This is a genomic window from Chloroflexota bacterium (genome assembly GCA_026713825.1).
Lineage (GTDB): Bacteria > Chloroflexota > Dehalococcoidia > Lucifugimonadales > UBA1127 > UBA1127.
Genome location: JAPONS010000041.1, coordinates 26,903 through 44,056, shown reverse-complemented (window position 1 = coordinate 44,056; position 17,154 = coordinate 26,903). Strand labels below are relative to the sequence as shown.

Below are 17,154 nucleotides of genomic sequence, written 5' to 3'. Positions count from 1 at the left end.
GCGGCGGCACGAGCGGCGGCGGAGTCGCCCGGCGAGAAGTACAATCCCGTCTTCCTGTACTCGCCGCCGGGGCTGGGCAAGACGCACCTGCTGCACGCCATCGGGCACCGGGCGCGGGAGCGCGGGCTGCAGGCGCTGTACGTCAGTAGCGACCGCTTCGTGACGGAGTTCGTGACCAGCATCCGCGAGGGGAAGGCGGCCGAGTTCCGGGAGCGGTACCGCCGGCCCGATGTGCTGCTGATGGACGACGTGCAGTTTCTCAGCGGCAAGGAGCAGACGCAGGAAGGGCTCTTCCACATCTTCAACGAGCTGCACCACTCCGGCCGGCAGGTGGTGCTGGCGTGCGACCGCCCGCCGCGCGCGCTGAAGCCGATGGACGACCGACTGCGGTCGCGCTTCGAGTGGGGGCTGACAGCTGATATTCAGCCGCCGGACCTGGAGACGCGCATGGCGATCCTGCACGCCAAGGCGGCGTCGCTGGGCGCCGCGGCGCCGGACGACGTGCTGGAGGCGCTGGCGCGGCGCGAGTACCGGAGCGTCCGCGAGCTGGAGGGGAACCTGAACCGGGTCTCGGCGTACGCGGACATGACGGGCAAGGCCGTGACGATGGAGCTGGTGCAGCAGGCGCTCGGCGTGCCGGAGGAGTCGGTGGAGCCCGTCGTGCACACCGCGGACGGCGTCATCGAGCAGGCGGCGCGGCTGTTCGGCACGACTGCTGCGGGGCTGCGGAGCCCGAAGCGCGAGCGCACCGTCTCGCACGCCCGGCACCTCGCCATGTACGTGATGCGGGAGGACATGGGGCTGGCGCTGACGGAGATCGGCCGGGCGCTCGGCGGGCGCGACCACAGCACGGTCTTCCAAGCCGTCGCGAAGGTGGCGTCGCGGCTGCGGGGGGACGCGACGCTGCAGCGGGACGTCGCGGCGCTGCGGGCGCGGCTGGGGAGCCGGGCAGCGTAGCACCCCTCGCGGCCCCGTCACCACCTCCAACCCTTGCCCCGGCACACCCCCTCGGATACAGTGTTTCCGGCCTGCCGCGACTTGCGTCGCGGTGCGCCAACTCCACACTCGAACGGAGGACCACGCATGATTGGCACCAACACCCTGAAGGCGAAGCTGCGCAACGGGGAGGGCGTCATCGGCGCCTTCAACTCGATCCCCTCCGCGGACGCCGTGGAGATCCTGGGGTTCCTGGGGATGGACTTCGTCATCATTGACGCAGAGCACGGCGTGTCTGACCTGGAATCGTGCGAGCACCAGGTGCGGGCGGCAGAGGCCGTCGGCATCTCGACGATGTGCCGGATCGCACTGAACTCGCCGCAGAACATCCTTCGGTACCTGGACACGGGCGTCATGGGCGCGCAGATCCCGCAGGTGAACTCGGCGGCGGAGGCGCGGGCGACTGTCGACGCGGTGCGGTACCCGCCGGTGGGGCTTCGCGGGCTGGCGGGCGTTCGGGCGGCGGGCTACGGCGTCGGGATGCCGCTGGGCGAATACGTGAAGCTGGCCAACGAGGAGATCATCCTCTGCGTACAGATCGAGACCACGCGGGCCGTGGAGGCGGCGGCGGAGATCGTGTCGACGGAGGGCGTCGACCTGGTGTTCGTGGGGCCGACGGACCTGTCGATCTCGATGGGGTACCCGGGGCAGCCGGAGCACCCGGCGGTGATGGAGGCGATCGAGCACGTGGGCAAGGCCGCGGTGGCCGCGGGGAAGTGGGCGGGCACCATCGCGCGGGACGCCGACGCGTACGAGCACTGGCGAAACGTGGGGTACCAGTACCTGGCGACGGGCACGCCGGCCTTTCTGGCCGCGGGGGCGCGCAACTACATCAACAGCTGCCGCGAGCGGGAGAAGGCCGGGGCGTAGGGGCCCCCCACTCCCCTCCCCTCTGGATTCCTGCCTTCGCAAGAATGACGAAGAGGGGCGCAGGAATGACGAGTTAGTGGCGCGGGTACGACGGCGGAAAAGGGCACAGGCGGAGCGTAGGGGTGGCCATAGCCACCGAAGTCCGTTCGGGCGGCCCTTCGACGGCCTCAGGGCGGACGGGCTTGACGGGCGATTCACGAACCGCCATTCGGGCGGCCCTTCCCATGGATACCGGCGTTCGCCGGTATGGAGAGCCGGGCGGCGGGAACTAGGAGATATAGCATGAAGGTTGGATTCATTGGGCTGGGGCTGATGGGCGCGCCCATGAGCCGGAACCTGCTGAAGGCGGGGCACTCGGTGCGGGCGTGGAACCGGACGCCGGCCAAGGTGGACGCGTTTGTGGTGGACGGCGGCGAGGCTGCGACGTCGCCGGCGGACGCAGCGGCGGGGGCGGAGGTCGTCATCACGATGGTGACGGACTCGCCGGACGTGCAGGCTGTCATCCTCGGTGAGGGCGGCGTCATCGAGGGCGTCGCGCCGGGGACGGTGGTGATCGACATGAGCACCATCTCGCCGGAGGTGACGCGCGAGGTGGGCGCGCGGCTGGCCGAGCGGGGCGTGCCGATGCTGGACGCGCCCGTGAGCGGGGGCGTCCTGGGGGCGCAGAACGCCGCGCTCTCCATCATGCTGGGCGGCGATAAGGACGCCTTCGAGGGCGCACGGCCTGTTTTGGAGGCGATGGGCACTCGGATCACGTACTGCGGCGAGCTGGGCATGGGGCAGGTCACCAAGCTGGTCAACCAGGTCATCGTCGCGGGCACGATGGCGGCGGTGTGCGAGGGACTGCTGTTCGGCGCGAAGGCGGGGGCGGACCTGCAGGCCGTGTTCTCGGCGGTGACGGGTGGCGCGGCGAACTCGTGGCAGCTGGAGAACCTGGGCGCGCGGCTGCTGAAGGACGACTTTGCGCCGGGGTTCATGGTGCGGCTGCAGCAGAAGGACCTGCGGTTGATCATGCAGTCGGCGCAGGCGATGGACCTGCCGCTGTTCACGACGCCGCTGGTGCACCACCTGTACCGGGCCGTCGAGGGGCAGGGGCACGGCGACGAGGGCACGCAGGCGTACATCAAGGCGCTGGAGGCGCTCGCCGGGGTGCGGGCCCGGTTCCCGGACGCCTAGCCGAGGCGTGCCGTGAAGTTGAGCTTCCACGCCACGGTGCCGGGCCCCATCGAGGAGGTCTACGAGCATGTGACCGCCGTGGGGCCGGACGGGCCCGTCGACCGGGTGCTCTTCGCGCAGAAGTACGGCGAGCCGGTTGAGGAATACGACGGCGACGCCGTGCTGACCCGCGACACGGACGAAGCGGGCGACGGCGAGGACACCTTCTGGCTCTGCAACTTCACCTATCCCACGCGGCGGACGATGGAGGCCGTAGAGTCGACGTGGGCGGACAGGGAGGACGTCTTCGAGGCTGTTAAGGGCGGCACTCGCTGGACGGTGACCTTCAACCCCAAGACGGGCGGACTGCAGGGGCTGGCGCAATGGCTCTACTTCCTGGCCGTCGGCAAGTACCGGATCGGCGTGCCGGTGCTGTCGCCGGTGGTGCACCACTTCCGGCGGAAGGCGCGGGGGGAGTTCGACGCGGCGGAGGACTCGGCGGACCAGGGGTCCGCGGACCAAGGGGCCGGGGGCGAGGAGCCGCCGGCGTCGTAGGGCAATGCCCCCTCGAAATGTCTCCCCAGCTCCGCGGCCGCGGAGAAAAACAACCGTGTTCTCCTTGTAGCCGATGCGGCACATTTCAGCTACAACACGAAATTTTTTCTGTATCACCCCCACCTCTCGCGTTCCGAGCGCTTCCTGCTCTCGATCCGCAGCATGCGCATCAACATCCGGTTGAGGCGGATGAGCCGATCAAGGTCAGCATGGGGATCGGAGAGCAAAGCCACGAGCTTGATGCGGACGACATTTACCACATCGGGGACCTTGCGGGCGCGCCGGGCAGCTTTAAGGGCGTTTCGCTGCTCCGGGGTGAGCGTCCTGTCAAGAAGGCTGCGCTTGCGGCCGTTCTGGTTGCCGGGCTGGCCGCCGGGCTTTCGCTTCTTCCTCCGTCGGTCGCCGTCGTGGTGGTTGGGGGCTGCGTTGTTGTTGTTCATGGAGAGAGGGTAGCGGGGTGGTTGGGTTTCGCGCGAGGGGCTTGTGTCAGGGTTTGGGGGGGGCAGATGGGTGATATGCCTTCGCTGGATCGACAGCCAGGGACAATTCTAGCTGCCGCTACATATGGACTGTTGGGCAATCAAGGTCCTAATGGGGAAGGAGAGAAAAAACTGCACGCCGGGCCGACACGTTCTGCCTAGGTTCAAGTCCAATGTGCCCCATCAAGTGATTGCCTCCACCCTTCCGTCCATAGTTAACGCTCCATAGCCGCAGCCGCAACTACACTTCCCTGATGTCCAATGACAGAAATGCCCTCGGAACCCCTGGCGCCCCATCTGTAATCTCTCATCCAGCTCGAAACGCATCGTCCTCAATGACTACCGCACCTTGCTCCCCAAAACAGCAAGTGCTATCCTCCTCGCCTGAGATGGCCACTGAACGCACAACCGAAATAAGGGATCCCATCCACGGGTTTGTCAGTGTTTATCCCCATGAACGTAAGATAATAGATACACCGGAGTTTCAACGTCTCCGCCGTATTCACCAGTTGGGCCTCACCCACTACGTCTACCATGGCGCTGAGCACAGCCGATTTGGCCACGCAATAGGTGTGATGCACCTGGCAGGGATTGCTGTGGGCAACCTCGTTGATCGAAACCAGGACTTAGTTGAAGCCACCCTACAATGGTCAACTGGAACGACCGATGACGAGAAGCGCCGTTTGGTATTGTTGGCAAGGCTAGCTGGGTTGCTCCATGACGTTGGCCACGCTCCCTTTTCCCACACAGGTGAAACTAAGTTATTTGCGCCAGGTGACAACCATGAAAGCCATGGCGCTGAGCTCATTCGCAATTCTGAAATTGGAAGGATCATAGAAAATGACCCAGAGTGTAAGTCCCACTCTATCTCAAGGGACGACGTAGCAGATCTAGTCGTCAGTAAAGCAACCCTATCTGCTGGCTTCGTACAAGAATTGATTTCAAGCCCATGGGACGTTGACAAAATGGATTATCTGGTCAGGGACTCCCATTACTGTGGAGTACAGTATGGCACCTATGACCTCAATCGCATTCTCAACACATTAACCTTGGATGCAGAAGCCGAAACGGGAAGCCTTAAACTGGCAATTGACGAAGGTGGCATACATGCGTTGGAAGCCTTCGCCCTAGCCCGCTATTACATGTTCACTCAAGTCTATTTCCATGACGTCAGGCGAGCTTTCGATTTAATTTTGACAGATTTTATCTCTGAGCTTCTCCAAACCGAAAGCGAACATGGCACATACCCCAGCACGGGCGCAATAGACGAGTACCTAACCTGGGACGACAACCGAGTTCTCTATGAAGCCCGTAAACGGGCAGATGCGGGCAAGAAGAACTTGGCATGGAGAATTATCAACAGACAGCATCCGAAATCCGTCTATGAGACTATTGATCGCCCCGATTCAGGAGTCGTAAGAAGGATCGAACGAAACCTCCTCCAGCAAGCACGTACCCAATACCCCGGTGTGTCGTTTTGGTTGGATAAGGCAATAGACCATCCCGAAAGATTTAGGCTTGCAGAAATGATGGTAAGAACCGACAAGCAACCCGATGTCTGGAGAGAATTCCGAAGGGTATCGCTGCCACTCCAGGGTTTGCAAGAGATTGAAAAGTTCCGCCTGTACGCCGACGTCCGGGGTGATGAAGGTTTGGAAGCAGAATTAAGGGGGTACTGCCGCTCACTAATGGCAGAGTGAGTCAAATAATCTGTTGGAGGAAGACGATACATGGAGGTTGAAGAGCTTAGACTTGCGATAATACACCATATTGTTACTCAATTGGATGATGTTGGCAAGACACGTGTACAGAAACTCTGCTACTTCTTGCAGGAAGCCTTGAATGTGCCCACCCAATACGCATTTAAGATGCACCACTACGGGCCGTATGCTGAGGCAGTGGAAACAGATATAGCTCGTTTGAAACTTGCTGGTTACGTTAATATTGAAGCCGATCTGCAGGGATATGGATTTCATATCACCTCTATAGACGAACCCTTGGAGGAATGGAATCACTACATAGAGTCCTTTGGCGATGCGATTCGCAAAATACTCAGTGTGTGGGGGAGTCGGCAAACTAATGAGTTAGAATTGGCAGCTTCAATACACTTCGTTCAAAAGCTGTTGCCAGGAATTGAACCTGATGAAATGCTTAAGAGGGTTAAGGCACTCAAGCCCAAGTTTGGAGAGACCTTTATCCAGCACCAGTACGCAGAATTGAAGAAATCAGAGCTACTGACCTAAAGACTCTTAAGGAGTAGTTGTATCGGCCTAATGTAGACTTGAATTGAAGAGTCATGTCGGAAACCTCGTTGACAGTGAAGATGCGGGGTCATTCAGGTTACCGGCCTAGCTCACTGTTGTTGAAGATTCATCGCCAGCACTGACATGTTGGAGCAGCAATCCGCTGTCACAATGATCTGCCCGGTGAAAGGTCCCAAATGCATTGGGCCTTGAGCCACCTAACTGAATAGGAGCGTGAACCTTCAAATTGAAGTGTAGGCTGGCCTGGGACGACGGAGCGCCTAGGCTTCCCCTGGATCCCGGCCTCAGCCGGGATGAGGGTAACGCTGCGTGGGAACGGCGCCGACCTACCCCAGCAGCGTGAGGTTGTCTATCAGTCGCGTCTGCCCGAAGCGAACCGCGAGCGAGGCGAGGGCTGGGCCTTCGAGGGTGGTTAGTTCTTTGAGGTCATCGGGGTTGGCTATGCTGACGTAGTCGATGGTGGCGAGGGGTTCTTCGGCGAGGGTGGAGTGGATGGCGGTGCGGAGGGTTTGGGCGTTGCGTTCGCCTTCGGCGGCGAGGTCATGGGCGGCGGTCAGGGCTCGGTGGAGGACGCGGGCGGCGCGGCGTTCCTGGGTGGTGAGGTTGCCGTTGCGGCTGGACATGGCGAGGCCGTCGCGCTCACGGACCGTGGGGACGGCGATGATGTCGATGGGCAGGGCGAGGTGGTCGACCATGCGGCGGATGACGAGCACCTGCTGGGCGTCCTTCCGGCCGAAGTAGCTTCGGTCGGGCGCGAGGATGTTGAAGAGCTTGAGCACGACGGTGCAGACGCCGCGGAAGTGGCCGGGGCGGTGCTCGCCCTCAAGACGCTCGCCTATTTCGCCCGGCTCGATCCATGCGCTGAAGCCCTCGGGGTAGATCTCGGCGTCGGAGGGGACGAGGACGACGTCGACGCCCTCGCGGCGGAGGACGCGGAGGTCGTCCTGCATGGGGCGGGGGTAGGTGTCGAGGTCGCGGGCGTCGCCGAACTGGGTGGGGTTGACGTAGATGGTGGCCGCCACCGTCTTGCACTCGGCGCGGGCGCGGCGCACGAGGGCGAGGTGGCCTTGGTGGAGGGCGCCCATGGTGAGCACCGCGCCGAGGGGACGCTCGACGCCGTGGAGGGCGTCGCGGACCTCGGCGATGGTGGCGCAGACCTTCATTTCCGCTAACCGCCGTTGGGAAAGCCGCCGGAGCGGACCTCGCCGGCGTAACGGGTGACGGCGTCGCGGATGACCTCGCCCACGTCGGCGAAGCGGCGGGCGTGTTTGGGGATGTAGCTGGCGCCGAAGCCCAGCAGGTCGTGAACGACCTGCACCTGCCCGTCGCAGTGGGGCCCGGCGCCGATGCCGACGGTGGGGACATCGAGGCGCTCGGTGACGGCCTTCGCGAGCTCGCCGGGGACGAGCTCGAGGACGACGCTGTAGGCGCCGGCCTGCTGGAGGGCGATGGCGTCGTCCATGAGGGCGACGGCTTCGGCCTCGGTCTTGCCCTGCACGCGGTAGCCGCCGAGCTGGTTGACCGACTGGGGCGTGAGGCCGACATGGCCCATGACGGGGATGCCGGCCTCAGTCATGCGGCGGACGGTCTCGGCGACGCGGACGCCGCCCTCGAGCTTGACCGACTGCGCGCCGGCCTCCTGCAGGAAGCGGCCGGCGTTCAGGAGGGCCTGCTCGTCGCTGAGATTGTAGGAGAGGAAGGGCATGTCGGCGATCACCATCGCGCGCTCGGTGCCGCGGACGACGGCGGCTGTGTGGTGGAGCATGACCTCCATGGTCACGGGGATGGTGGAGGCGTGGCCGAGCACCACCTGCCCAAGGCTGTCGCCGACGAGGATGACGGGGACACCGGCCTCCTCCACGAGCCTGGCCGTGGGGAAGTCGTAGGCGGTGAGCACGGGAAAGCGCTCCCCCTGCGTCTTGAACCGCTGCACGTCACGGGTGGTTACGCGCATGGCGCTCCTTCTGTCCTGGATTCGGTCAGGGATGCGGTGAGCAGCTCACGGAGCTGGGCTTCCTGCAGCCCGGCGAGGGTGCCCTTGTCGCGGGCGATGGGGAGCAGGGCGAGCGACAGGGCGGCGTAGAGGGGGAGGAAGGCGGGGGCGCGCTCGCCGAGGGCGTCGAGGTGCATGCGGACGACGCCGACGTCGCCGCGGGCGGCGGGGCCGGTGAGGGCGGCGGGGAGGCCCTGACGCTCGATGTTGTCGAGGGTGCTGCGGGTCAGGGGCAAGAGGGCGCGCATGCCGTTGCCGTCAAGGCCGGGGACGCCGCGCCAGAGGTCGCTTGCCTGCTTCAGGAGCGTGGCGACGAGGCCGCAGGCGGCGATGGCGCTGGCGTGGTAGACGGCGCGGTCGGTGGAATCGAGAGGAAGCAGCCAGCCTCCGAGGTCGGTCGCGAGCGCTTCGAGGGCATCGCGCAAGGGTGAGGGAGCCTCGACGGCGTAGGCGATGCCGCTCAGGGATGCCTCGGGGTCTACGCCGGCGGTGAAGGTCTGCAGCGGGTGCATCGCGCCGACGGCTGCGCCCGACTCGGCGGCGGCGGTCAACACCTCGAGGCCCAGAGCGCCGGAGCAGTGGACGACGGCTTGGCCGTCGCGCCAGCGCAGGGTCGCGGCGACGTGCGCAATGGCGTCATCGGGGACAGTGAGGAAGACGGTGTCGGAGCGGTCGGCGACGGCTTGCGGCGAGAGGGGCTCGCAGCCGGGGATCCCGGCGGCAAGACGCTCGGCGGAAGCTGCGGTGCGGCTGGCGACGGCGCAGACGGCGTAGCCGCGGCGGTGGAGGGCGATCGCGAGGGTCGAGGCCATTGCGCCCGCGCCGATGAAGCCGATGTTGCCGAGGTTTCGCGCGCCGGTCATGTCGCTCGTCCCGATGCACAGGCAACGGGACGAGCAGAGCACGCAAAGGGGCGCACGCGGCTAGCGTTGTGGGAGAACGCGAGTCTTGAAGGCGCCGTCGCGGTCATGCTGATCCCCGCGGCCAAAGTTTGGGGTTGCCGGAACCCGTTCGCCTCCCGCATGGGGTTGGCGACAGGGACATGATAGCGCATGGGGCGGGGGTGTCAACGGGGATGGGGGACAACCTAACGCTGTCCGTTCACCATCTCCACCCACTTGGCGATGATGCGGTCATCCTGGGGGAAGGCCAGCGGCGGGAGGTTGTCTACGGAGAAGTAGCCTGCGCCGTCGATCTCCCAGGAGTCCGTGGTGAGGGCGCCGCCGACGGCTGTCGCGCCGTAGGCGGCGACGACGATGGGGCGGCCGGAGGCGGAGAAGAGCCCGACGAGGCCGGTGATGGTCACCTCGATGCCTGTCTCCTCGACGGCCTCGCGGGCGGCGGCTTCCTCGACGACCTCGCCCTGCTCGACGTAGCCACCGGGGAGCGCCCATCGGCCTTTCTCCTCGCCGTAGCTGCGCTGGACCATGAGCAATTTCGAGGGGTCGCCGATGAGGACCGTCGCGACGAGCTTTGGGCCGAGCTGGATGATGAGCCGGCAGTGGGCGCAGTAGGGGCGCCACTGGCCGTCCACGGTGCGGATGGTCACCGAGCCCCGGCACATGGGACAGCTTTCAAAGTCCGTGAACATGGACACCCCTAACACAAATGGGGGTATGCTATATGCCGTTGTTTTGCTGGACGCCCGTATGGTACACCACCGCAGGAGGTTCCCCAACTCATGACCACCCTGACCGGCGCCATCACGCAGGAGACAGCCCGCTTCATCGTCAAGACGACGTACGACGACCTGCCGGAGGCGCTGCGTACCGAGGCGTTGCGGTGCATCGTCGACGGGCTGGGCGTGATGCTGGCGGGGGTACCGGAGGAGTGCACGCAGATCATCCACCGGTACGTGGGAACGCTGGGGGTGTCGGGCATGGCGCGGGTGCCGGGCGTCGCGGTTTCGTACCCGGCGGAGTTTGCGGCGCTGGCGTCGGGGGTGAGCGGGCACGCGCACGACTTCGACGACACGCAGCTTGCGTCGACGCCGGACCGGGTGTACGGGCTGCTGACGCATCCGACGGTGCCGGCGCTCTCGGCGGCGCTGGCCGTCGGGCAGGAGACGGGCGCGACGGGGAAGGACCTGGTGCGGGCGTTCAGCATCGGGCTGGAGGTGGAGTGCAAGCTGGCGGAGGCGGTGAACCCGCAGCACTACCAGCGGGGATTCCACAGCACGGGGACGTTCGGAGTGTTTGCGGCGGCTGCGGCTGCGGCGTCGCTGATGGGGCTCGACGAGGAGCACACGCGGACGGCGCTGAGCATCGCGGGGAGCAAGAGCGCGGGGCTGCGGGTGAACTTTGGGACGATGACGAAGCCGTACCACTCGGGCGCGGCGGCGCAGAACGGGGTGGTGGCGGTGAAGCTGGCGTCGATGGGGTACAGCGCGGACCCGTCTGGGCTGGACGGGCAGTGGGGGTTCTTCGCCGTGGCGGGCGGGGGCGTGGACGAGGAGTATGTGCTGGGCAAGCTCGGCAGGCCGTGGTCGCTGCTCGACCCGGGGGTGTCGGTGAAGCCGTACCCGTGCGGGTCGCTGCTGCACCCGGCGATGGACGCGCTGCGGGGGCTGCTGATCGAGCACGACGTCGAGCCGGGGCGCATCCGGGAGGTGCGGCTGGGGACGGCGTCGAACGTGCTGAACGCGCTGCGGTACGCCGAGCCGGAGAACGCGCTGCAGGCGAAGTTCAGCATGCAGTTCATGCTCGGCGTGCTGGCGCTTCGGCGCCGGGCGGGCATCGCGGAGTTCCGCGACGAGGTGGTGCGGGACCCGGAGGTGCGGACGATGATGGCGCGGGTGAAGCCGTACTTGGACGACGAGATCGAGGCGCGGGGGTTCGAGCGCATCAGGAGCCGCGTCGAGGTGGAACTCAATGACGGCGGCGTGCTGTCGCGGGAGGCGACGGTGTCGCGTGGGACGCCGGAGTGGCCGATGTCGCGGGAGGACCTGGCGGAGAAGTTTACGGACTGCGCGACGGGGGTGCTGACGGACTCGGCGATACCGGGGGCGATCGCGGCGGCGTGGGGGGTTGAGGGGCTGGGGAGCGTGTCGGCGCTGTTGGACGCGGTGCAGGGGTAGAATAGAGCTAATGGCTATCACTTACCCGGCCCTTATTGACGGCGAACCCGGAGCCTTTGGCGTCGTGTTTCCGGACGTCGCTGGCATCGGCGCGATGGGAGCCACGGTGGATGAAGCATTGGGAAATGCCAAGGCTGTCCTCATCGGCTACGCAATTGAGATGGAGCGGGACGGGTTGCCGCTGGCCGCGCCGAGTAGGCTGGAAGTCATCAGCGTGCCGCAGGGCAACCAGTTGACAAGCGTGACGGTCAACTAGGAGGTTGCTATGGAAGATGGACTCAATAGGGGGATCATTTACGTCTTGTCTAACCCTGCAATGGAAGGCTACTTGAAGATAGGCAAAACAGGTGGTGACTCCGTTAAGGATGTCTTAGACAGAATGAGGCAGTTGGACACAACTGGTGTTCCCCGGGCATTCGAGTGCGAACATGCAGCAGTTGTGGACAACTACGAGCAAGTCGAAAAGAAGCTGCACCAGGCTTTTGAGGACCGGCGTGTGCGAAAAAATCGGGAGTTCTTCGAGGGTCTCCCTCCCTCACAGGTGAAGGCGGTCTTGAGTTTGCTCGTCATCAAGGAAGTTACGCCGAGTGAAGATGAAATCAAGCAAATAGCTGACCCGGACGGGACGGAACGGCCTCCCAGGAGGCACCATTTTAGGTTCTCTATGGTTGAAATCTCCATTGGAGAGCAGCTTGACTGGGTGGATGACCCTGAAAACGTCAAGTGTATTGTTGTTAGTAACGACCGGGTGGAATGTCAAGGGGAGATCTATTCAATGTCCGGCCTCGCCTCGCAGCTAAGAGGGGGTGGTAGCCTACAAGGTACACGATATTGGCTATACCAGGGAGAAACACTGCAAGACCGTCGTATCAGGTATGAAACACAAGAATTGGAAGAGGAGGACTAGCAGTTTTCTGCTGAATGACCCTACAAGAGACCGGTGCTACCAACTGACACTAAGAGCGCCTGCCCTCGGGGAGAACAGGCGCCGATAGCGGGAATCCGCTATCCACTGGATGAATTGTGTGAAATGGGCATGGCAATGTCAAGCCCACACTGGCAGTGGCAAAGGATAAATCTATATTACTTCTCTCTCGCCCTAGGGTCAACGCTCAATCCCCATTGCCGTTGACACTCCCATACGGGCTGCCTACAATAGTGATTTGTCGCACATTTGCGTGAGAGGCCTGACCATCGTGTCCAGCTATGCAGTTATCCAGACCGGCGGGAAGCAGTACCGCGTGCAGCCGGGCGACGTCATCGACGTTGAGAAGCTCGAGCAGGAGGTTGGCGCGCGGATTGACCTGGCTGACGTGCTGCTTGTCGGCGGGGACGACGCGGTGTCCGTAGGGACGCCGACCGTCGACGGGGCCAAGGTGACGGCGGAGGTCGCCGACCAGTTCCGGGGCCCCAAGATCATCGTGTACAAGTACAAGGCGAAGACGCACTACCGCCGCAAGAACGGCCATCGCCAAAGCTACACCCGGCTGCGCATCCGGCACATCCTGACGGACGGCGCGGAGGAGCCCGAGGAAGTGGTGGAAGCGGTCGTCGAGGAGGCGGTGGAGGAAGCGCCGGCGCCACGCCGCAGGCGGCGCTCGACGCGGGCGACAGCGGCAGCGGCGGCCGAGGAGCCGGCGGCGGAAGAGGCGGCAGCAGACGAGGCTGCGGCTGAGGAGCCCGTCGCGGCGGCCGAGGAAGCGGAGGCGGCTGAGGTCGTCGAGGCGGAGGCTAGCGTCGAGGCGGAAGAGGCTCCAGCGGAGGAGGCCTCTGAGGAGGCTCCTGCAGAGGAGACCGCGGAGGAAGCGGCTTCGGAGGAAGCCGGGGAAGAAGAGAAGAAGGCAGAGTAGACGCACCGAATCGTCGGTGCGGGAGAGCCGGGGAGCGTAGTTATGGCCCACAAGAAGGGCGGCGGGTCCAGCCGCAACGGCAGAGACAGCAAGGGGCAGCGCCTGGGCGTCAAGGTGTACGGCGGGCAGGTGGTCCGCACGGGCGCGGTGCTGGTCCGTCAGCGGGGCACGCGGATCATCCCCGGCAAGAACGTGGGGGTCGGGCGCGACTTCACGCTGTTCGCGCTGGCGGACGGCGAGGTGAAGTACGAGTGGGCCATCAAGAACCGGAAGATGGCCTGCGTCTACCCGCAGAACTAGAATAGAGACAGGTCCGAGAGGGTCAGGAGAGACAAGGGCAATGAAGACAGACATTCATCCACAGTGGCACGCTGAAGCGGTTGTGCACTGCGTGTGCGGCAACACCTTCACCACCGGCTCGACGAAGGCGGAGCTGCGCGTGGAGATCTGCAACCGATGCCACCCGTACTTTACGGGCGAGCAGCGAATTGTGGACACCGAGGGCCGGGTGGAGCGCATCAAGCGGAGGTACAACCTCAAGTAGGCGCAAGACCGGGCCTCGGGGTGGTGCAAACCACCCCGATTTCTTTTTGGGGGACGGCCCCGCCCCTGGACCCCGGCCCCGTATCGGGGTACGGGGCATGCTTTCGCCGGGATGGAGAGACTTAGCGAGAGGAGTCCAAGGATGCCGCAGCCGTTCTACTACGGCGGTCAGGCCCTGATTGAGGGGGTGCTCATCAGGGGGCAGCGGAACGTGCGCATGGCCGTGCGACGGCCCGACGGCGGCATCTGGACGGGGCCGCTGCCGCTCAGCCCGCTTACGAGCGGGGCGCTGCGGCGCATTCCGCTGGTGCGCGGGGTGCTGGTCCTCATAGAGGCGCTGCTGATGGGGATGCGCGGGCTGAACCGGTCAGCGGAGATTGCGATGGCCGACCCGGACGCGCCGCCGGTGCCGAACGGGGAACTGCCGAAGGTCGGCAAGACGGAGCGCGTCAGCATGGCGTTTACGATGGCCATCGCGCTGGTGTTCGGCATCGGCATCTTCTTCCTGCTGCCGCTGTTTGGGGCGCGCTCGCTGGACAGCTACGTCGAGTCAGCGGTCGTGAGCAACGTGCTGGAGGGGGTCATCCGGCTGGGGCTGCTGGTCGGGTACATCTGGCTCATCGGGAACATCCGGGACGTGAAGCGGGTGTTCGCCTACCACGGCGCGGAGCACATGACGATCCACGCGTACGAGCACGGGCGGCCGCTTGAGGCGGAGGAAATCGAGAAGTTCCCGACGGCGCACCCGCGGTGCGGCACAGCCTTCCTGCTGACGGTGGTGCTGGTGTCGGTGGTGGTCTTCACGATGGTGGGACGCCCGGCGCTGGTGTGGGCGGTGGCCTCTCGGATTGCGCTGCTGCCGGTAATCGCGGCGGTGAGCTACGAGTTCCTGCGGTTCAGCGGGGCGCACAGCGACCGCGCCTGGGCGCAGATGCTAGCCTTCCCGGGGCTCATGCTGCAGAAGCTGACGACGCGCTGGCCGGACCGCTCGCAGATCGAGGTGGCGGTGGCGGCGATGAACAGCACGCTGGCGGCGGACGGCGTCATCGAGGCGAGCGGACCATTGGACGACTTACGGGCCGTCAAGGATGCGTCCTCTGCTGCGGAGTCCTCTCCTGAGGACGGGCCTCTCCGACGTGAGTCGGCAGAGGAGGGGCAGGCGGCCGCTGAGGATGAAGCCAGATAGGGCTTGTGCTATACTCCACAGGGTTGTTTGCCGGACACCTCCACAACGGAATTTCCACCTAATCAGCCCTTGTCGTTGTGTGGGGCATGAACAACCAATCTTAGGAGACAGAAATGTCGCATGAAATTACCGTAGTCCCGGATGGGTCGGTTACGAGCCCGCTGGGATTCACCGCCGGCGCAACCTACGCCGGCATCCGCACCTACGCCCCGGGCAAAGTTGACCTGGGGATGCTCTTCTCGGAGTCGCCGGCAGCGGCTGCGGGGACATTTACGAAGAACAAGGTCGTCTCGGCGTGCGTGACCGTCAGCAAGCGGGCCGCCGAACGGGGCTCGTCACGCGGGGTCATCGTGAACAGCGGGTGCGCCAACTGCTCGGTCGGGGACCAGGGGCTGATCGACGCAGAGGAGATGGCGTCGCTGGCGGCCGGCGCGCTGGGTGTAGAAATGGCGGACATCGCGGTCAGCAGCACGGGGATCATCGGCGTGGAGCTGCCTATGGGACTGATACGCAACGCCGTCGGCAAGATCGAGATGACGCGGGACGGCGGGCACGACTTCGCGCGGTCCATCATGACAACGGACACGGTCAGCAAGGAGATCGCCGTCTCGTTCCCAGTGGGCGGCAACACAGTGACCGTCGCGGGGTGCTGCAAGGGCTCCGGCATGATCCATCCCAACATGGCGACGATGCTCGCCTATCTGACGACCGACGCCAACGTGGATGCAGCCTTCCTGCAGGAGACGCTGAGCGAGGTAGTCGACTCCACGTTCAACATGGTGGACGTCGACGGGGACACGAGCACCAACGACACGGTGCTCGTCTTTGCGAACGGGGCGTCGGGAGCGACGGTCGCCAAGGGGACGCCGGAGGCGGAGGCCCTGTCGTCGGCGCTGCTGCAGGTATGCACCCACCTCTCGCGGGAAATGGTGAAGGACGGCGAGGGCGCGACGAAACTCATCGAGGTTACGGTGGACGGGGCCGAGAGCGTTGCGGACGCCAGGCTGGCGGCCCGCTCAGTGGCGAGCTCCATCCTGGTCAAGACGGCCATCCACGGCAACGACCCCAACTGGGGGCGCATCATGATGGCCGTCGGCAAGAGCGGGGCCGAGGTGGTGGAGAACAAGCTCACGCTGCACGTGAACGACATCTGCATCATGGAGGCCGGGCTGCCGGTGCCGTACCTGCGGGAGTCGCTGGTGGGATCCATGCACGGGGACGAAATACGGATCAGGGTGAGCCTGAACATCGGCGACGGAGCGGCCGTCGGCTGGGGCTGCAACATGAGCGAGGAGTTCGTCACGTTCAACAGCGCGTACACGACGTAAAGACGGGCGCCGCCTCCGGTCATCGGGAGCGGCGCTTTCACATAGGGCAACAGGGGAAACGGTGAGCGAGGCGAGCACACAGAAGCCCATCGTCATCAAGATAGGGGGCAGCACCCTCGGCAGCGGGGACACGACGCTGGAGGATGTTGTCGCCATGCAGCGGCAGGGGCTTGCGCCGGTGGTGGTGCACGGCGGTGGGCAGGTCATCAGCCGGTGGATGGAGCGCACGGGCGCGGCGCCGCGGTTTGTCCGCGGGATGCGGGTGACCGACGAGGCGGCGCTGGACATAGTGCTGGCGGTGCTGACGGGGCTGGTGAACAAGCAACTCGTGGCGTCGGTGCTGGCGCTGGGCGGCAAGGCGATGGGCTTCAGCGGGGCCGACGGGGGCATCCTGCAGGCCAGGACGCTGGACCCGGACCTGGGCTACGTCGGCGACATCACGGGCGTCGACGCGGGGCCGGTGCGGGAGATGTCCGCGCTGGGATGGATCCCGGTGATCGCACCGGTGGCCATCGGGCTGAACGGCGGGCCGGGGGCGACGCTGTACAACATCAACGGCGACGTGGCGGCAGGCGAGCTGGCGACCGCGCTGGAGGCGGAGCGGCTCATCTACTTAACTGACGTCGACGGGGTGATGGATGCCTCGCGGCGGACGATACCGCGGCTGCTGCCAGCGCAGGCGCAGGCGCTCATCGAGAGCGGCGTGGCCGCCGGGGGGATGATCCCCAAGCTGGAGGCATGTCTCAAGGCGCTGCCCCATGTGGGCGCGGCGCAGATTCTGGACGGCAGAGAACCCCATGCGCTTCTGGAGTGCCTGGAGGGCAGGGGCAAAGGCACACGCATTGGCTAAGGCAAGGAG

At 65.0% G+C, this 17,154-nt stretch carries 19 protein-coding genes and 1 pseudogene; 15 read left to right on the top strand and 5 right to left on the bottom strand.

All coding sequences use genetic code 11. The annotated features are described in order from the left end of the window. The 4 genes from dnaA to OXC99_04710 form a co-directional block, all read left to right on the top strand. Positions 1–957 (top strand): chromosomal replication initiator protein DnaA (gene dnaA / locus OXC99_04725; protein ID MCY4624293.1); only part of this gene is annotated, 957 nt, incomplete at its 5' end. Positions 958–1,083: 126 nt separating this feature from the next. Then, a complete protein-coding gene (locus tag OXC99_04720; GenBank protein ID MCY4624292.1) occupies positions 1,084–1,866 on the top strand; it encodes an aldolase/citrate lyase family protein in 783 nt (260 codons plus the stop codon). Between the two features lie 282 nt (positions 1,867–2,148). Beyond that, positions 2,149–3,042, top strand: coding sequence for an NAD(P)-dependent oxidoreductase (locus OXC99_04715; GenBank protein MCY4624291.1), 894 nt, complete (start codon positions 2,149–2,151; stop codon positions 3,040–3,042). Between the two features lie 12 nt (positions 3,043–3,054). Continuing rightward, complete coding sequence (locus tag OXC99_04710) at positions 3,055–3,576, top strand: hypothetical protein (protein MCY4624290.1); 522 nt, start codon at positions 3,055–3,057, stop codon at positions 3,574–3,576. A gap of 113 nt (positions 3,577–3,689) precedes the next feature. Here the strand turns inward: OXC99_04710 and OXC99_04705 are convergent, their stop codons facing one another. Then, on the bottom strand, positions 3,690–4,016 hold the full coding sequence (locus OXC99_04705; protein MCY4624289.1) for a hypothetical protein: 327 nt from the start codon (positions 4,014–4,016) through the stop codon (positions 3,690–3,692). A 428-nt stretch (positions 4,017–4,444) separates the two neighbouring features. Here OXC99_04705 and OXC99_04700 point away from each other — a divergent pair, with 428 nt between their 5' ends. Together OXC99_04700 and OXC99_04695 are read left to right on the top strand one after the other, a co-directional pair. After that, the gene (locus tag OXC99_04700; GenBank protein ID MCY4624288.1) at positions 4,445–5,755 is read left to right on the top strand and encodes an HD domain-containing protein; all 1,311 of its coding nucleotides are present in this window, start codon (positions 4,445–4,447) and stop codon (positions 5,753–5,755) included. 30 nt (positions 5,756–5,785) lie between these two features. Next, the gene (locus tag OXC99_04695; GenBank protein MCY4624287.1) at positions 5,786–6,298 is read left to right on the top strand and encodes a hypothetical protein; all 513 of its coding nucleotides are present in this window, start codon (positions 5,786–5,788) and stop codon (positions 6,296–6,298) included. 347 nt (positions 6,299–6,645) lie between these two features. Here the strand turns inward: OXC99_04695 and panC are convergent, their stop codons facing one another. The 4 genes and pseudogenes from panC to OXC99_04675 form a co-directional block, all read right to left on the bottom strand. After that, a complete protein-coding gene (gene panC / locus OXC99_04690) occupies positions 6,646–7,482 on the bottom strand; it encodes a pantoate--beta-alanine ligase (protein MCY4624286.1) in 837 nt (278 codons plus the stop codon). Between the two features lie 17 nt (positions 7,483–7,499). Continuing rightward, a pseudogene (gene panB, locus OXC99_04685) lies at positions 7,500–8,273 on the bottom strand (3-methyl-2-oxobutanoate hydroxymethyltransferase). Continuing rightward, positions 8,264–9,175, bottom strand: a complete 912-nt coding sequence (locus tag OXC99_04680) for a DUF2520 domain-containing protein (GenBank protein ID MCY4624285.1) — start codon at positions 9,173–9,175, stop codon at positions 8,264–8,266. Before OXC99_04680 ends, panB begins: the two are co-directional and overlap by 10 nt. A 224-nt stretch (positions 9,176–9,399) precedes the next feature. After that, positions 9,400–9,903 carry an NUDIX domain-containing protein gene (locus OXC99_04675; GenBank protein ID MCY4624284.1) on the bottom strand — a complete coding sequence of 168 codons (504 nt, stop codon included), beginning with the start codon at positions 9,901–9,903 and terminating at the stop codon, positions 9,400–9,402. 90 nt (positions 9,904–9,993) lie between these two features. Here OXC99_04675 and OXC99_04670 point away from each other — a divergent pair, with 90 nt between their 5' ends. The 9 genes from OXC99_04670 to argB all read left to right on the top strand — a co-directional run bounded on the left by OXC99_04670 (position 9,994) and on the right by argB (position 17,145). Further along, on the top strand, positions 9,994–11,388 hold the full coding sequence (locus OXC99_04670) for an MmgE/PrpD family protein (GenBank protein MCY4624283.1): 1,395 nt from the start codon (positions 9,994–9,996) through the stop codon (positions 11,386–11,388). A 10-nt stretch (positions 11,389–11,398) separates the two neighbouring features. After that, on the top strand, positions 11,399–11,644 hold the full coding sequence (locus tag OXC99_04665) for a type II toxin-antitoxin system HicB family antitoxin (protein ID MCY4624282.1): 246 nt from the start codon (positions 11,399–11,401) through the stop codon (positions 11,642–11,644). Positions 11,645–11,653: 9 nt separating this feature from the next. Continuing rightward, entirely contained in the window at positions 11,654–12,295 is a 642-nt protein-coding gene (locus tag OXC99_04660) for a GIY-YIG nuclease family protein (GenBank protein ID MCY4624281.1), read from the top strand. Between the two features lie 271 nt (positions 12,296–12,566). Next, positions 12,567–13,238 carry a 50S ribosomal protein L21 gene (gene rplU / locus OXC99_04655; GenBank protein ID MCY4624280.1) on the top strand — a complete coding sequence of 224 codons (672 nt, stop codon included), beginning with the start codon at positions 12,567–12,569 and terminating at the stop codon, positions 13,236–13,238. A gap of 42 nt (positions 13,239–13,280) precedes the next feature. Next, positions 13,281–13,538, top strand: a complete 258-nt coding sequence (gene rpmA / locus OXC99_04650) for a 50S ribosomal protein L27 (GenBank protein MCY4624279.1) — start codon at positions 13,281–13,283, stop codon at positions 13,536–13,538. A gap of 40 nt (positions 13,539–13,578) precedes the next feature. Further along, complete coding sequence (gene rpmE, locus OXC99_04645; GenBank protein MCY4624278.1) at positions 13,579–13,782, top strand: 50S ribosomal protein L31; 204 nt, start codon at positions 13,579–13,581, stop codon at positions 13,780–13,782. Between the two features lie 141 nt (positions 13,783–13,923). After that, positions 13,924–14,967, top strand: a complete 1,044-nt coding sequence (locus tag OXC99_04640) for a DUF1385 domain-containing protein (GenBank protein ID MCY4624277.1) — start codon at positions 13,924–13,926, stop codon at positions 14,965–14,967. A gap of 113 nt (positions 14,968–15,080) precedes the next feature. After that, positions 15,081–16,295: a bifunctional glutamate N-acetyltransferase/amino-acid acetyltransferase ArgJ gene (gene argJ, locus OXC99_04635; GenBank protein MCY4624276.1), complete on the top strand. Its 1,215-nt coding sequence runs from the start codon at positions 15,081–15,083 to the stop codon at positions 16,293–16,295. A 61-nt stretch (positions 16,296–16,356) separates the two neighbouring features. After that, positions 16,357–17,145 carry an acetylglutamate kinase gene (gene argB / locus OXC99_04630; GenBank protein MCY4624275.1) on the top strand — a complete coding sequence of 263 codons (789 nt, stop codon included), beginning with the start codon at positions 16,357–16,359 and terminating at the stop codon, positions 17,143–17,145. The last annotated feature ends 9 nt before the right edge of the window (positions 17,146–17,154 follow it).

Bases quoted from the DNA above. Each gene is read 5' to 3' on its own strand.
- OXC99_04720 (MCY4624292.1), top strand. From the start codon at position 1,084: ATGATTGGCACCAACACCCTGAAGGCGAAGCTGCGCAACGGGGAGGGC.
- OXC99_04715 (MCY4624291.1), top strand. From the start codon at position 2,149: ATGAAGGTTGGATTCATTGGGCTGGGGCTGATGGGCGCGCCCATGAGC.
- OXC99_04705 (MCY4624289.1), bottom strand. From the start codon at position 4,016: ATGAACAACAACAACGCAGCCCCCAACCACCACGACGGCGACCGACGG.
- OXC99_04700 (MCY4624288.1), top strand. From the start codon at position 4,445: ATGGCCACTGAACGCACAACCGAAATAAGGGATCCCATCCACGGGTTT.
- OXC99_04695 (MCY4624287.1), top strand. From the start codon at position 5,786: ATGGAGGTTGAAGAGCTTAGACTTGCGATAATACACCATATTGTTACT.
- panC (MCY4624286.1), bottom strand. From the start codon at position 7,482: ATGAAGGTCTGCGCCACCATCGCCGAGGTCCGCGACGCCCTCCACGGC.
- OXC99_04680 (MCY4624285.1), bottom strand. From the start codon at position 9,175: ATGACCGGCGCGCGAAACCTCGGCAACATCGGCTTCATCGGCGCGGGC.
- OXC99_04675 (MCY4624284.1), bottom strand. From the start codon at position 9,903: ATGTTCACGGACTTTGAAAGCTGTCCCATGTGCCGGGGCTCGGTGACC.
- OXC99_04670 (MCY4624283.1), top strand. From the start codon at position 9,994: ATGACCACCCTGACCGGCGCCATCACGCAGGAGACAGCCCGCTTCATC.
- OXC99_04665 (MCY4624282.1), top strand. From the start codon at position 11,399: ATGGCTATCACTTACCCGGCCCTTATTGACGGCGAACCCGGAGCCTTT.
- OXC99_04660 (MCY4624281.1), top strand. From the start codon at position 11,654: ATGGAAGATGGACTCAATAGGGGGATCATTTACGTCTTGTCTAACCCT.
- rpmA (MCY4624279.1), top strand. From the start codon at position 13,281: ATGGCCCACAAGAAGGGCGGCGGGTCCAGCCGCAACGGCAGAGACAGC.
- rpmE (MCY4624278.1), top strand. From the start codon at position 13,579: ATGAAGACAGACATTCATCCACAGTGGCACGCTGAAGCGGTTGTGCAC.
- OXC99_04640 (MCY4624277.1), top strand. From the start codon at position 13,924: ATGCCGCAGCCGTTCTACTACGGCGGTCAGGCCCTGATTGAGGGGGTG.
- argJ (MCY4624276.1), top strand. From the start codon at position 15,081: ATGTCGCATGAAATTACCGTAGTCCCGGATGGGTCGGTTACGAGCCCG.